The 12,159-nt window shown below is 74.0% G+C and carries 14 protein-coding genes; 5 read left to right on the forward strand and 9 right to left on the reverse strand.

Annotated features, from left to right (window positions below; translation table 11 throughout):
- Positions 1 to 20 precede the first annotated feature (20 nt).
- Positions 21 to 1,052: a zf-HC2 domain-containing protein gene (locus A6F73_RS12915; protein WP_063347932.1), complete on the reverse strand. Its 1,032-nt coding sequence runs from the start codon at positions 1,050 to 1,052 to the stop codon at positions 21 to 23.
- Complete coding sequence (sigE, locus tag A6F73_RS12920) at positions 1,049 to 1,891, reverse strand: RNA polymerase sigma factor SigE (RefSeq protein WP_244293621.1); 843 nt, start codon at positions 1,889 to 1,891, stop codon at positions 1,049 to 1,051. Before sigE ends, A6F73_RS12915 begins: the two co-directional genes overlap by 4 nt.
- A 198-nt stretch (positions 1,892 to 2,089) precedes the next feature.
- On the opposite strand from sigE, the gene A6F73_RS12925 reads away from it, so the two are divergent.
- Entirely contained in the window at positions 2,090 to 2,698 is a 609-nt protein-coding gene (locus tag A6F73_RS12925) for a class I SAM-dependent methyltransferase (RefSeq protein ID WP_244293377.1), read from the forward strand.
- A gap of 198 nt (positions 2,699 to 2,896) precedes the next feature.
- Here the strand turns inward: A6F73_RS12925 and A6F73_RS39295 are convergent, their stop codons facing one another.
- Positions 2,897 to 3,064, reverse strand: a complete 168-nt coding sequence (locus A6F73_RS39295; protein WP_014137929.1) for a DUF3117 domain-containing protein — start codon at positions 3,062 to 3,064, stop codon at positions 2,897 to 2,899.
- Positions 3,065 to 3,361: 297 nt separating this feature from the next.
- Here A6F73_RS39295 and A6F73_RS12930 point away from each other — a divergent pair, with 297 nt between their 5' ends.
- Positions 3,362 to 4,162 carry an enoyl-CoA hydratase-related protein gene (locus tag A6F73_RS12930; protein WP_063347934.1) on the forward strand — a complete coding sequence of 267 codons (801 nt, stop codon included), beginning with the start codon at positions 3,362 to 3,364 and terminating at the stop codon, positions 4,160 to 4,162.
- An 18-nt stretch (positions 4,163 to 4,180) separates the two neighbouring features.
- Here A6F73_RS12930 and A6F73_RS12935 read toward each other — a convergent pair whose 3' ends face one another.
- Positions 4,181 to 4,774 carry a DNA-3-methyladenine glycosylase I gene (locus A6F73_RS12935; RefSeq protein ID WP_063347935.1) on the reverse strand — a complete coding sequence of 198 codons (594 nt, stop codon included), beginning with the start codon at positions 4,772 to 4,774 and terminating at the stop codon, positions 4,181 to 4,183.
- Positions 4,771 to 5,211 (reverse strand): DivIVA domain-containing protein, encoded by a 441-nt coding sequence (locus A6F73_RS12940; RefSeq protein ID WP_063347936.1) that lies wholly within the window; start codon positions 5,209 to 5,211, stop codon positions 4,771 to 4,773. Before A6F73_RS12940 ends, A6F73_RS12935 begins: the two co-directional genes overlap by 4 nt.
- A 178-nt stretch (positions 5,212 to 5,389) precedes the next feature.
- Between A6F73_RS12940 and folP the strand changes: the two genes are divergently transcribed.
- On the forward strand, positions 5,390 to 6,202 hold the full coding sequence (folP, locus tag A6F73_RS12945; RefSeq protein ID WP_063351161.1) for a dihydropteroate synthase: 813 nt from the start codon (positions 5,390 to 5,392) through the stop codon (positions 6,200 to 6,202).
- Between the two features lie 21 nt (positions 6,203 to 6,223).
- Here folP and A6F73_RS12950 read toward each other — a convergent pair whose 3' ends face one another.
- Positions 6,224 to 7,033, reverse strand: coding sequence for a TIGR00730 family Rossman fold protein (locus tag A6F73_RS12950; RefSeq protein ID WP_063347937.1), 810 nt, complete (start codon positions 7,031 to 7,033; stop codon positions 6,224 to 6,226).
- Between the two features lie 123 nt (positions 7,034 to 7,156).
- Complete coding sequence (gene dapE, locus A6F73_RS12955) at positions 7,157 to 8,233, reverse strand: succinyl-diaminopimelate desuccinylase (protein ID WP_063347938.1); 1,077 nt, start codon at positions 8,231 to 8,233, stop codon at positions 7,157 to 7,159.
- A gap of 169 nt (positions 8,234 to 8,402) precedes the next feature.
- On the opposite strand from dapE, the gene A6F73_RS12960 reads away from it, so the two are divergent.
- Together A6F73_RS12960 and A6F73_RS12965 are read left to right on the forward strand one after the other, a co-directional pair.
- Positions 8,403 to 9,467: a hypothetical protein gene (locus A6F73_RS12960; protein WP_159398441.1), complete on the forward strand. Its 1,065-nt coding sequence runs from the start codon at positions 8,403 to 8,405 to the stop codon at positions 9,465 to 9,467.
- A 280-nt stretch (positions 9,468 to 9,747) separates the two neighbouring features.
- A complete protein-coding gene (locus A6F73_RS12965) occupies positions 9,748 to 10,515 on the forward strand; it encodes a hypothetical protein (RefSeq protein WP_063347939.1) in 768 nt (255 codons plus the stop codon).
- 63 nt (positions 10,516 to 10,578) lie between these two features.
- Here A6F73_RS12965 and dapC read toward each other — a convergent pair whose 3' ends face one another.
- Both dapC and fdxA read right to left on the reverse strand, forming a co-directional pair.
- Positions 10,579 to 11,727, reverse strand: coding sequence for a succinyldiaminopimelate transaminase (dapC, locus tag A6F73_RS12970; RefSeq protein ID WP_063347940.1), 1,149 nt, complete (start codon positions 11,725 to 11,727; stop codon positions 10,579 to 10,581).
- Positions 11,728 to 11,747: 20 nt separating this feature from the next.
- On the reverse strand, positions 11,748 to 12,074 hold the full coding sequence (gene fdxA, locus A6F73_RS12975) for a ferredoxin (RefSeq protein ID WP_030061559.1): 327 nt from the start codon (positions 12,072 to 12,074) through the stop codon (positions 11,748 to 11,750).
- Between the last annotated feature and the right edge of the window lie 85 nt (positions 12,075 to 12,159).

Genomic DNA, 12,159 nt, shown 5'->3' on the forward strand with positions numbered 1-12,159 from the left:
GCTCCAGGCCCGGACAGGGCCTAGCGGGTCTGCTGGCGCAGTGCGGGCAGGCCGCCCGAGTTTCGCTCCGCGGCCGGCGGCGGCGTCGCGTCGCGGGTCGCGGCGACGGGGTGGGCCGGGAAGTCCACCGGGATCTGCGCGGTCATCGGGACCAGGCCCCCGCCGCGGCCCGTGCCGCCGCTGTTGCCGACCGTGCTGACCGGGTTGCCGTGCTGGTCCTCGCTCTGCGCGCTGAGGCCGCCGACCCCGCCGAGCGTGACCGCGGCGACCGAGAAGGCGCCCGCGGCAGCGAAGACGAAGCGGCGCCCGCGCGGCGCGGCGGAGCGTACGGAGGCGGCGGCCGGGCGGGGCCGGGCGGGGCTCTCGGGGCGGGCCGCGGCCTCGGGGCGGCCGTTGCGCCGGCCCATCAGGGGCCGCAGCACCGCGCTGCCGCGCCCGAACGCCCGCGGGTCGACCCCGGGCACCGGGGTGTCGGCGCCGAGCGCGCCCGTGCCGAAGGAGGCGCCGGCGCCGCGGCCGAAGGAGCCGCCGGTGAGCCGGCTGCCGCCGAGCGTGCCGCCGGCCGCGACCCCGCCGCCGGGCAGGTCGTCGTCGTCACCGCGGCTGCCGCGCCCGACGGGCCAGTCGGCGTCCGCCGGATCGTCCGCCGGCAGGGCCCCGACGGCCATCAGCCGGGCCATCAGGCCGGAGGACGGGCCGGGGGTGCCGGTGCGGGTCAGCAGGTGCTTGACGGCCCGGCCCGCGTCGACCTCGGCGAGGCACTGCGGGCAGGTCGCCAGGTGGGCCTGGACGCGATCGCGCGAGTCGTGGCCGAGTTCGCCGTCCAGGAACGCGGAGAGGCGCTCACCGAGGTGGTGCTCCTCGGCGGCCGGCTCGGCGGGGCGCACCGGCACCGCGCGCAACGCCGTCTCGCCCGGCAGCGGGAGCGCGGGCAGGACGGGCTCGCCCGGTTCGTCGCCGCCGCGGCGGCCGGGCAGGGCCCAGCCCCGCCTGGCCGCCGACCGGCCGGACGGGTCCGGCTGGCCCGGCCCGGACCGGCCGGTTCCGCTCACGATCGCCTCCGTCCGCGCACACCCGGCGCGAGCGCGCCCTCGACGGCGGCGCCGACCGGCACCGGCTCCTCCGAGCCGCCGCGGCGCTCGCGCCCGGGGGCCGAGCCGGGGGCACGGTGCTTGAGCGCGGCGCGCAGGTGCGAGCGGCCACGGTGGATGCGGCTGCGGACGGTGCCGAGCTTGACGCCCAGCGTGGCGGCGATCTCCTCGTAGGACAGTCCCTCGATGTCGCAGAGCACCACGGCGGCGCGGAACTCCGGGGCGAGGGTGTCCAGGGCGTGCTGCACGTCGGCGTCGAAGTGGGTGTCGCTGAAGTGCTGGGCCGGGCTGGGCTCGCGGGAGGCGAGCCGCTCGGCCGCGTCCTCGCCGAGCGCGTCGAAGCGGATGCGCTGGCGGCGGCGGACCATGTCCAGGAACAGGTTGGTGGTGATCCGGTGCAGCCAGCCCTCGAACGTGCCGGGGGTGTAGGTGGACAGCGAACGGAACACCCGGACGAAGACCTCCTGGGTGAGGTCCTCGGCGTCGTGCTGGTTGCCCGTCAGGCGGTACGCGAGGCGGTAGACCCGGGCGCTGTGCGCCTCGACGATCTCCTCCCAGGAGGGCGGAGTCCAGGTCTGCGCGTCGGGGCCCTCGGTGAAGGTCGCGAGGGCGGGGGCCTCGGTGGTACCGGCGGCCGGCGTTGCGGCGGCGGGCTGGTCCAGGTCGGAGTGCGCAGGCTGGTTCATCACGGGCTTCGGCGTACGGGCCGACGCGGTGCAGCGGGAGTGCCGCCGCACGGGGACGTCGCCCTCGGCCACACCTCCTCGGTCGGCTCTTCTGCCCAGCAGGGCCACCACCATATCCACCTCACCCGTCAAGCCCGGATAAAAGTGCCCGGGAGGTCTCCCGTACCCGGTCCTTCGTGACAACGGCCCGCCGCCGTACGCGGTTCCCGGTCGGCCAGTAATCTGTGCCAGGAAATATCGACTTCCCTCGGCACCGGGCCGTAACCCGGGGCTCCGAAAGAGGCAGCCATCAGCGAGTTCGGGCCCGAGCGTGTGGCCCTCGCCGACACCTACGTCGGCGAGGACGCGGTGCTGACCTACGCCCGGGCGCAGTCCGCGCGCACCGGGATACGGGCGATCGGGCCCAGCGGCGGGGCGTGCCTGCGGCTGCTGGCCGCGGCACTGGACGCCAAGGCGGTGGCCGAGATCGGCACCGGGACGGGCGTCTCCGGGGTCTACCTGCTGCGAGGCATGCGGCCGGACGGCGTGCTCACCACGGTGGACTCCGAACCGGTGCGCCAGCAGCTGGCCCGCGAGGCGTACCACGCGGCCGGGTTCGCGGCCAACCGCTCGCGGTTCATACCGGGCCGGGCGCTGGAGGTGCTGCCCCGGCTCGCCGACGGCCAGTACGACCTGGTGTTCTGCGACGGCGACCCGGCCGAGTCCCGGGAGTACCTGCTGGAGTCGCTGCGGCTGCTGCGGCCGGGCGGGATGGTCTGCTTCGAGGGGGTGTTCCAGGAGGGCCGGCTGGCCGAGCCGGAGCTGCAGGACCCCCAGACGGGCGCGGTGCGCGACCTGGTCCGGGACGTCCGGGAGAGCGAGGCGCTGCTGCCGGCGCTGCTGCCGGTCTCGGACGGGCTGCTCTGCGCCATCAAACGGTAGGACCGTCGAGCGGCAGGGCCGTCAGGCAGTGGGACCGTCAGGTGGCGGTCCCGCCGCCTCAGGCCGCGGCCGCCGGGCGCCTGACGCGCCGGGCCCTTGAACGCCGCAGGGCCCCAAACGCCGCGGGGCCCGGGCCGACATGACGTCGTACCCGGGCCCGGCAGCACATCTCCAGGAGATGACGAGCACCCGCTGCGGTCAGCCGCAGGCCTTCTTCAGGGCCTCGCCGAGGGCGTCGGCCTCGTCAGGTGTGAGCTCCACCACAAGGCGTCCGCCGCCTTCGAGCGGAACGCGCATGATGATGCCCCGTCCCTCTTTGGTGACTTCGAGCGGGCCGTCACCCGTCCGCGGCTTCATGGCCGCCATGCTCGTTCCCCTTCCTGCAACCGCTCAGCTACGCACCGGCAGTCCGTCCACCGCCGGTATCGAACGCATTGATCGGAAGCCATTATCCCGCATGCCACGGGCTGATGACCAACATCACTCTCGGTGCAACATCGGCCGGACCGCCCCCAAGCGCCGCAATTGCCGTCATAAGCCCCGGCGTGGCGGCGGTGCGCGGGCCGTCGAAAGGTGCGATACCTCACACTCCCCACCCGGCCGTCCGCTCCGGCATCCTGGCACTCGACCGACACCGAGCCGACCACCGGGGAGCCCTCGCCCATGTCCGATTCCGTGCTGTACGAGCTGGACGGCGGCCTGGCCGTCATCACCATCAACCGCCCGGAGGCGATGAACGCCCTCGACGTAGCGACCAAGATCGCACTGCGGGACGCCGTGGCCGCCGCGGCCGCGGACCCGGCGGCGCGGGCGGTGCTGCTGACCGGGGCCGGCGAGCGCGCGTTCTGCGTCGGGCAGGACCTGAACGAGCACCTGACGATGCTGAAGCGGGCCGACGAGACCGGCGAGGGCGCGCTGCGCACCGTCGCCGAGCACTACAACCCGCTGGTGCGGGCGCTGGCCGGGATGCGCAAGCCGACCGTCGCCGCGGTCGGCGGGGTGGCGGCCGGCGCGGGCGCCTCGCTGGCCTTCGCCTGCGACTTCCGGGTCCTCTCCGACCGGGCCGGCTTCAACACCGCCTTCGCCGGGATCGCCCTGACCGCCGACTCGGGCGCCTCCTGGACGCTGCCCCGGCTGGTCGGGCACGCCAGGGCCACGGAGCTGCTGATGCTGCCCCGGACGGTCAAGGCCGCCGAGGCGCTGGAGCTGGGCCTGGCCACCAGGGTGGTGCCGGCCGAGGAGCTCGCCGCCACCGCGCGGGCCTTCGCCCAGGAGCTGGCCGCAGGCCCCACGGTGGCCTACGGCGCCATCAAGGAGTCGCTGGCGTACGGCGCCTCGCACTCGCTGGACGAACTGCTCGACAAGGAGGACGAGCTGCAGACCCTGGCCGGCGAGAGCGAGGACCACCGGATCGCGGTCCGCGCCTTCATCGCCAAGGAGAAGCCGCAGTACCTGGGCCGCTAGGGCTTTCTGCCCGACCGGTCAGACCGGGCGCGCGGTGCGGACGTGGCAGTCCGCCAGGTGGTCGTCGACCAGGCCGCAGGCCTGCATCAGGGCGTAGGCGGTGGTCGGGCCGACGAAGCGGAAACCCTCCTTCTTCAGGGCCTTCGCGAGCGCGGTCGACTCGGGCGTGACGGCCGGCACCTCCCCCATCGTGCGGGGGGCCGGCCGGTCCGGGGCTGCGGCGAACTGCCAGATCAGCGCGTCCAGCCCGCCGTCCAGGTCGCGGGCGACCCTGGCGTTGGCGATGGCGGCCTGGATCTTGGCCCGGTTGCGGATGATGCCGGTGTCGGCGAGCAGCCGCTCCACGTCCGCCTCGCCGAACTCGGCGACCTCGGCGATTCCGAAGCCGGCGAACGCGGCCCGGAAGCCCTCCCGGCGGCGCAGGATGGTCAGCCAGGACAGCCCGGACTGGAACGCCTCCAGGCAGACCCGCTCGAACAGGGCGTCGTCGCCGTGCACCGGACGGCCCCACTCGGTGTCGTGGTACGCCCGGTAGTCGTCGGTCGACTCGCCCCAGGCGCAGCGGCGCAGGCCGTCCGCGCCGAGCACCGCGCCCTCGGTGAGGGCGGTCACCGGTCGTTCACCGGTTTCGCGTCCTCGGGCCGCTCCTGCTCGGGCCGCTCCTTGGTGAGCGCGACGGCCGGCTCGACCACCTTCGCGAACTCCTCCAGGCCGGGCAGCGGTTCGGCGCCGGCGTCCGGGCCGTCGGTCGCCTCGACCGCGCCGCGCAGGTGGCCGGCGGCCTCCAGTTCGGCGATCCGCGAGTCGCGGTAGGCGAGTTCGGCGCCGAGGCGGTCCAGGACGTCGTCGACCTCGTCCATCCGGTAGCCGCGGACGGCCATCGGCAGCCGCAGGTCGTCGACGTCCGCCTTGCTCAGCGGACGGTCCTGCGGCAGCCGGGCCGCGAGGCGGTCCTGCACCGCCTCCGGCATCGAGCCGCCCCCGCCGAGCGCCACCAGCGCGGCGCCGCCGACCACCACGGCCATGGCGACCACGATCACCCAGAACACGAGCTGTCCTCCCGAACTCCCGGCCGGCCTGCTGCGAAGTGCCCCCGACCAAACTGATCATGACAGCATGGTCCCTGTGAGGCCGGGGGCCATCATCGCACCCGCAGCAGCTGTGGAGGAGACATCGGTGGCACTGCGCCTGGGACCGCGGGAATTCGGTGACGACGAGCTGGTGATCATGGCGATCGTCAACCGGACGCCGGACTCGTTCTTCGACAAGGGGGCGACCTTCGCGGACGAGGCCGCGTTCGCCGCCGCCGACCGCGCGATGGCTGAGGGCGCGGCGATCCTGGACATCGGCGGGGTGAAGGCCGGGCCCGGTGACGAGGTCACGGTGGAGGAGGAGCTGCGGCGCACCGTGCCCTTCGTGGCCGAGTTGCGCAAGCGCCACCCGGAGGCCGTGATCAGCGTCGACACCTGGCGGCACGAGGTCGGCGAGGCGGTCTGCGAGGTGGGCGCCGACCTGCTGAACGACGCCTGGGGCGGGGTGGACCCGAAGCTCGCCGAGGTGGCCGCGCGCCACGACGTCGGGCTGGTCTGCACGCACGCGGGCGGCGCCGAGCCGCGCACCCGGCCGCACCGGGTCGGCTACCAGGACGTGATGGCGGACATCCTGCGGGTGACCGTCGGGCTGGCCGAGCGGGCGGTGGAGCTGGGCGTGCGGCGGGACGCGGTGATCATCGACCCGGGGCACGACTTCGGCAAGAACACCCGGCACTCGCTGGAGGCCACCCGGCGGCTGCCGGAGATGACCGCGACCGGCTTCCCGGTGCTGGTCTCGCTGTCCAACAAGGACTTCGTCGGCGAAACGCTGGACCGGCCGGTGAACGAGCGGCTGCTCGGCACCCTGGCCACCACCGCGGTCTCGGCCTGGCTGGGCGCACAGGTCTACCGGGTCCACCAGGTCGCGGAGACCCGCCAGGTGCTGGACATGGTCGCCTCGATCCGGGGCACCCGCCCCCCGGCGGTCGCCCGCCGGGGGCTGGCGTAGGCGGCCCGGAGGGCCCAGGACCTAGATCTGGTTGGTCGGCCGGCGGGTGTCGGCGAGGATCTTCATGACCTCGTCGATCTCGTCGGTGATGTGGAACAGCTCCAGGTCGTGCGGGGCCGCCTTGCCCTGCGCGACCAGGGTGTTCTTCAGCCACTCGTAGAGGCCGCCCCAGTACGCGCTGCCGAAGAGGATCACCGGGAAGCGGGTGACCTTCTTCGTCTGCACCAGGGTGAGCGCCTCGAACAGCTCGTCCAGCGTGCCGAGCCCGCCGGGCAGGACCACGAAGCCCTGGGCGTACTTCACGAACATCGTCTTGCGGACGAAGAAGTAACGGAAGTTCAGCCCGAGGTCGACGAACTCGTTGAGGCCCTGCTCGAAGGGCAGCTCGATGCCGAGGCCGACGCTGAGGCCGCCAGCCTCGGAGGCGCCGCGGTTGGCGGCCTCCATGGCACCCGGGCCGCCGCCGGTGATCACCGCGTAGCCGGCCTCGGCGAGGGCCCGGCCGATGGCCACGCCGGCCTCGTACTCGGGCGAGTCGGCCGGGGTCCGGGCGGAGCCGAAGACGCTGATCGCGGGCGGGAGTTCGGCGAGGGCGCCGAAGCCCTCGACGAACTCGGAGGTGATCCGCAGCACCCGCCACGGATCGGTGTGCAGCCAGTCGGTCGGGCCGGTGGTGTCCAGCAGCCGCTGGTCCGTGGTGCTCGTGCCGACCTGGTCCCGGCGCACCAGCACCGGGCCCTTCTGCTTCTCGGGCCAGGCCTTCTTCTTCCGCGGCACGCCGACCTGCTCGGGGCCGTGTCCGTAGTGCTTCTCGTCTCCTGTGCCTGTCATGACGAAACCCTACGTCCGGTGATCCCGGTTTTCAGGCAACAGGGGAAGGTCGGTTGGGCGACCGGAAGATGGCGCTCAGCCGATGATCGGCCGGTCGGACCGGCCGATCATCGGAGCGGCACCTCAGCTGGTCAGCCAGGTCCTCAGCCGGTCCTCGGTCTCCGCGATGGCGCTCAGCGAGCAGTGCTCCTCCCGCTTGTGCGCGAGGTTCGGGTCACCGGGGCCGTAGTTGACCGCCGGAACGCCCAGCGCGCTGAACCGGGCGACGTCGGTCCAGCCGAACTTGGCCCGGGCCTGGCCGCCGGTGGCCTCCAGGAAGGCCTGGGCGGCCGGCTGGGCGAGCCCGGGCAGCGCGCCCGGGGCGAAGTCGGTGACGGTCAGCTCGAAGCCGTCGAAGACCTCGCGCACGTGCTTCTCCGCCTCCGCCTCGCTGCGGTCCGGCGCGTAGCGGAAGTTGACCGTCACGACGCACTCGTCCGGGATGACGTTGCCGGCCACGCCGCCGTCGATCCGGACGGCGTTCAGGCCCTCCCGGTACTCCAGTCCGTCGATCTCCACCCGGCGCGGCCGGTAGTCCGCGAGCCGGGTGAGCACCTCGGCGGCGTGGTGGATGGCGTTGTCGCCGAGCCAGCTGCGGGCCGCGTGCGCGCGCACGCCGGTGAGCCGGATCTGCGCCCGCAGGGTGCCCTGGCAGCCGCCCTCGACGACCGCGCCGCTCGGCTCCATCAGCACCGCGAAGTCGGCGGTCAGCCAGTCCGGGTGCTCCCTGGCGAGGTGGCCGAGGCCGTTGCGGTGGGCCTCCACCTCCTCGCAGTCGTAGAACACGAAGGTGAGGTCGCGGTTGGGCTCGGTCAGGGTGGCGGCGAGCCGCAGCTGGACGGCGACGCCGGACTTCATGTCCGAGGTGCCGCAGCCGTAGAGCAGGTCCCCCTCGACGTGGGAGGGCACGTTGTCGGCGATCGGCACGGTGTCCAGGTGGCCGGCGAGCAGGACGCGCTCGGGGCGGCCGAGGGTGGTGCGGGCGACCACGTTGTTGCCGTACCGGTCCACGGTCAGGTGCGGGTAGCCGCGCAGCGCGGTCTCCACGGCGTCGGCGAGCGCCTGCTCGTCGCCGCTCACCGACGGGAAGTCGACGAGCCGGGCGGTCAGCGCGCCGCCGTCGAGGGTGAGGTCCAGGGGCGTCGGGTTCGGGCTGCTCATGGCGCCAGCCTAGTCCGCGGGGTGTGCGCCCCGCGTGGCGCTTGCGTGACGCGGGACGCGGCGGCCCGCCCCGGAGCGAGCGGGCGGGTAACCGCAACCGGGTGGCGCCGCACACCCGTCCGAGTGGGTACGGTGTCGGATCAAGAAGCAAGGCGCGAGAGGGGCGACGGTGGCCAGGAGAAAGAGCGGCGAGGAGCTGGGCGAGGAGTTGGCGCCCCCCCGCCGCGGTCCACTGCGCGCGCTGTTGCTCGTGATCGTCGGCCTGCTCGGCCTCGCGCTGGTCGCGGGACTGGCCGTGGTCGGCATCTGGTGGTTCGGCTTCAAGCAGGGCGAGCCCGAGGGCTGCACGGTGAAGACCGCGGCCGGCAGCGGCACGCTGGAGCTCCCGCAGGCGGCCAACGCCGCGACGATCGCCGCGGTGGCGCGCTCGCGCGGACTGCCGGACCGGGCGACGGCGATCTCGCTGGCCACCGCGATGCAGGAGTCCAAGCTGCGCAACCTCGCGGGCGGCGACCGGGACTCGATCGGCCTCTTCCAGCAGCGGCCCTCGATGGGCTGGGGCACGGCGCAGCAGATCGGGGACCCGGTCTACGCGACCAACAAGTTCCTGGACGGCCTGGTCAAGGTGCCCGGCTACACCCGGCTGCCGCTGACCGACGCGGCCCAGGCCGTGCAGAAGAGCGGCTACCCGCAGGCGTACGCCAAGCACGAGACCAAGGCGACGCTGCTCACCTCGGCGCTGGCCGGCCGGGAGCCCGGTTCGTTCTCCTGCGTGGTGCGCGATTACGCCAAGCCGGATCCGGCCGACTCGTCCTCCCCCACGGCGAGTGCCTCCGTCTCCCCGGCCGCCTCCCAGCCCACCGCCGCGGACCGGGCCCAGGTGCTGTCCGACCGGGTGCGCCGCGAGTTCGGCCGCACCGTGACCCCGGCCACCGGGTACGCCTCGACCATCAAGGGCGCCGAGAACGCGGTCTCGCTCACCCCGGACCCGTCCGCCGCCGCGCTGACCTCCTCGGCCGACGGAGCCGACGGCGGGATCACCGCCGAGCGGGCGAGCGGCTGGGAGGTCGCCCACTGGGCGGTCGCCCAGGCCCAGCAGCTGGGCATCGCGACGGTCGCCTACGACGGGAAGATCTGGCGCAAGGCCAAGTCGGAGGACGGCTGGCAGTCGCAGACCTCCGGGACGTCGACCAAGCTCGTTCAGGTCACCCTCGCCACGTCCGACAAGGGCTGACGAACCGACGTTCGGGTGGCCGCCGGACGGGTGAACCCGGTCAACCGCGGTGGACCGGGAGCCCGCCGTGGCGGCCCCGCTGGAGAACCGTCACTCCCCTTGCCCGGGGCCGGGTCCACGGGGGCCGTACGGGCCCGCCAGGCACCGTCACGCCGGTCCTACGATCCGATGGTCGGTCAGACACTTTCCTGATCCAGGCCGAAACCTTCTGGCTCCTCAAGCGGTAACACCGTCAGTCCGCCCGGCGGACGTGACGGACCCAGACCCTCCGAGGAGCCCCATGTCTCACCCCCTCACGCGACGGATCGCCAGCGCCGCGCTGCTCGTGGCGGCCGGCGCGACCCCGCTGGTCGCGGCCGGCTCCGCGTCCGCCCTGGGCGGCGACGCCCTGCTGCCCAAGAGCGACCTGGTCGCGCCGCTGGGCCAGCTGACCAACACCGACACCGGTTCCACCCTCCAGCACACCACCCACCAACTGGGCCAGGCCGCCGGCAGCACCGGCGCCGCCACCGTCGCCGCGGGCGTACCGGCCTCCGCCGACGCCGCCGGCAACATCGTCGCCCACCAGCTCCCCGAGGCGAACGAGAAGGCCAGCTCGCTGACCGCCCCGGTCGACCAGACCGCCGCCACCACCGGCCAGCTCTCCGCCGTCACCCCGAAGGTCGCCTCCGCACTGGCCGGCAAGCTCGGCGAGGCCGTCACCGGCAAGGGCGTCGGCACCCGCAGCGCCGCGGCCAGCCCGGTCGGCGGGCTCGCCCAGACCGGCTCCATCGCCAAGGGCCTGCCCGGCGCCGACAAGCTCGCCGGCGCCGTCCCCGGCACCAACGCCGTCACCGACGCGCTGCCGCTCGGCTCCGTCGCACGCGCGCTGCCCGCCCTGCCCGCCACCGACGTCCTGGGCCTGGCCGAGCACGGCTCGGCCAACCGCCTCGGCGGCGCCGACCTCGGCCCGAACAACCCGCTGTCCGGCCTCACCGGCGCGCTCGGCCCGATCGGCGGCCTGCTGGGCGGCGTGAACGGCGGCAGCATCAGCGGCCTGCCGCTGTAACCCGCCCCGGGTACGGCGAAGGGGCCGGTGTTCCGTTCGGAACACCGGCCCCTTCGGCGTCGGTCAGCGGGCCGCGTTCAGCCGCTCCACGGCCGCGGCCACCCGCTCGTCGGTCGCGGTGAACGCGACCCGGACGAAGCGCTCGCCGGCCGGCCCGTAGAAGTCACCGGGCGCCACCAGGATGCCCAGTGCGGCCAGCTCGGCCACGGTCTCCCAGCACGGGCGGTCCTGCGTCACCCACAGGTAGAGGCTCGCCTGCGAGTGCTCGACCCGGAAGCCGTACGCCTCCAGCGCCGCCCGCAGCGCCGAGCGCCGGGCCGCGTACCGCTCCCGCTGCTCCGCCACGTGCGCGTCGTCCGACAGCGCCGCGATCGTCGCCGCCTGGACCGGCGCCGGCACGATCATGCCGCCGTGCTTGCGGACCTCCAGCAGCTCCCTGACCACCACCGGGTCACCCGCCACGAAGGAGGCGCGGTAGCCGGCCAGGTTGGAGCGCTTGGAGAGCGAGTGGACGGCCAGCAGGCCCTCGTGGCCCTCACCGCAGACGTCCGGGTGCAGGACCGAGACCGGCTCGGCGGACCAGCCCAGCTCCAGGTAGCACTCGTCGCTGACCAGCAGCGCCCCGTGCTCCCGGGCCCAGGCGACCGCCCGGCGCAGCTCGTCCCCGCCGAGCACCCGGCCGGTCGGGTTGGACGGCGAGTTCACCCAGAGCAGGCGCACCCGCGAACCGTCCAGCTCGTCCACCGAGTCGTACTCGACCGGCTCCGCGCCGCACAGCCGCGCGCCCACCTCGTACGTCGGGTAGGCCAGCCGCGGGTAGGCGACCTGGTCGCCCGGGCCGAGGCCGAGCTGGGTCGGCAGCCAGGCCACCAGCTCCTTGGAGCCGACGGTCGGCAGCACGGCCTGCGGGCCGATCTCGGCGCCGCAGCGGCGGTGCAGCCAGCCGGCGATCGCCTCGCGCAGCTCCACCGGGCCCCACACCGTCGGGTAGCCCGGCGTGTCGGTGGCGGCGGCCAGCGCCTTCTGGATCACCTCGGGGACCGGGTCCACCGGGGTGCCCACCGAGAAGTCGCAGAGACCGCCCGGGTGGGCCAGCGCGGTCGCCTTGTACGGCTCCAGCTTGTCCCAGGGGAAGACCGGCAGGAGGTCGGAAACGCGGCGCGCCGCCCCCGGGTGACCCGGGAACGGCGCGCGCGTGCTGTTGGTGTTCACAGCTCAGATGCCACCGATCGTCAGTGGTCGGCGTTCTGCGGCGGCAGAGCGGCGATGAAGGGGTGGTCGCGCTCGATCAGACCCAGCTTCGAGGCGCCACCGGGCGAACCCAGATCGTCGAAGAACTCGACGTTCGCCTTGTAGTAGTCCTTCCACTCCTCCGGGGTGTCGTCCTCGTAGAAGATCGCCTCGACCGGGCAGACCGGCTCGCAAGCGCCACAGTCGACACACTCATCCGGGTGGATGTAGAGCGATCGCTCGCCCTCGTAGATGCAGTCAACCGGGCACTCTTCGATGCACGCCTTGTCCTTCACGTCGACACAAGGCTGCGCGATGACGTAGGTCACGCTGTCGTTCCTCCTCGGAAGGGCCGTGGCGGCCCGTTCTGTTCTGCTCGCGTGCGCGGTGAGCGCGGCGTCGTCGATGCCCGCC

The organism is Streptomyces sp. MJM8645, from assembly GCF_001625365.1.
Classification (GTDB): domain Bacteria; phylum Actinomycetota; class Actinomycetes; order Streptomycetales; family Streptomycetaceae; genus Kitasatospora.

Excerpts from the sequence above, each read along its gene's own strand:
- sigE (WP_244293621.1), bottom strand. The coding sequence starts at position 1,891 with ATGGTGGTGGCCCTGCTGGGCAGAAGAGCCGACCGAGGAGGTGTGGCC.
- A6F73_RS39295 (WP_014137929.1), bottom strand. The coding sequence starts at position 3,064 with ATGGCGGCCATGAAGCCGCGGACGGGTGACGGCCCGCTCGAAGTCACC.
- A6F73_RS12930 (WP_063347934.1), top strand. The coding sequence starts at position 3,362 with ATGTCCGATTCCGTGCTGTACGAGCTGGACGGCGGCCTGGCCGTCATC.
- folP (WP_063351161.1), top strand. The coding sequence starts at position 5,390 with ATGGCGATCGTCAACCGGACGCCGGACTCGTTCTTCGACAAGGGGGCG.
- A6F73_RS12950 (WP_063347937.1), bottom strand. The coding sequence starts at position 7,033 with ATGACAGGCACAGGAGACGAGAAGCACTACGGACACGGCCCCGAGCAG.
- dapE (WP_063347938.1), bottom strand. The coding sequence starts at position 8,233 with ATGAGCAGCCCGAACCCGACGCCCCTGGACCTCACCCTCGACGGCGGC.
- A6F73_RS12965 (WP_063347939.1), top strand. The coding sequence starts at position 9,748 with ATGTCTCACCCCCTCACGCGACGGATCGCCAGCGCCGCGCTGCTCGTG.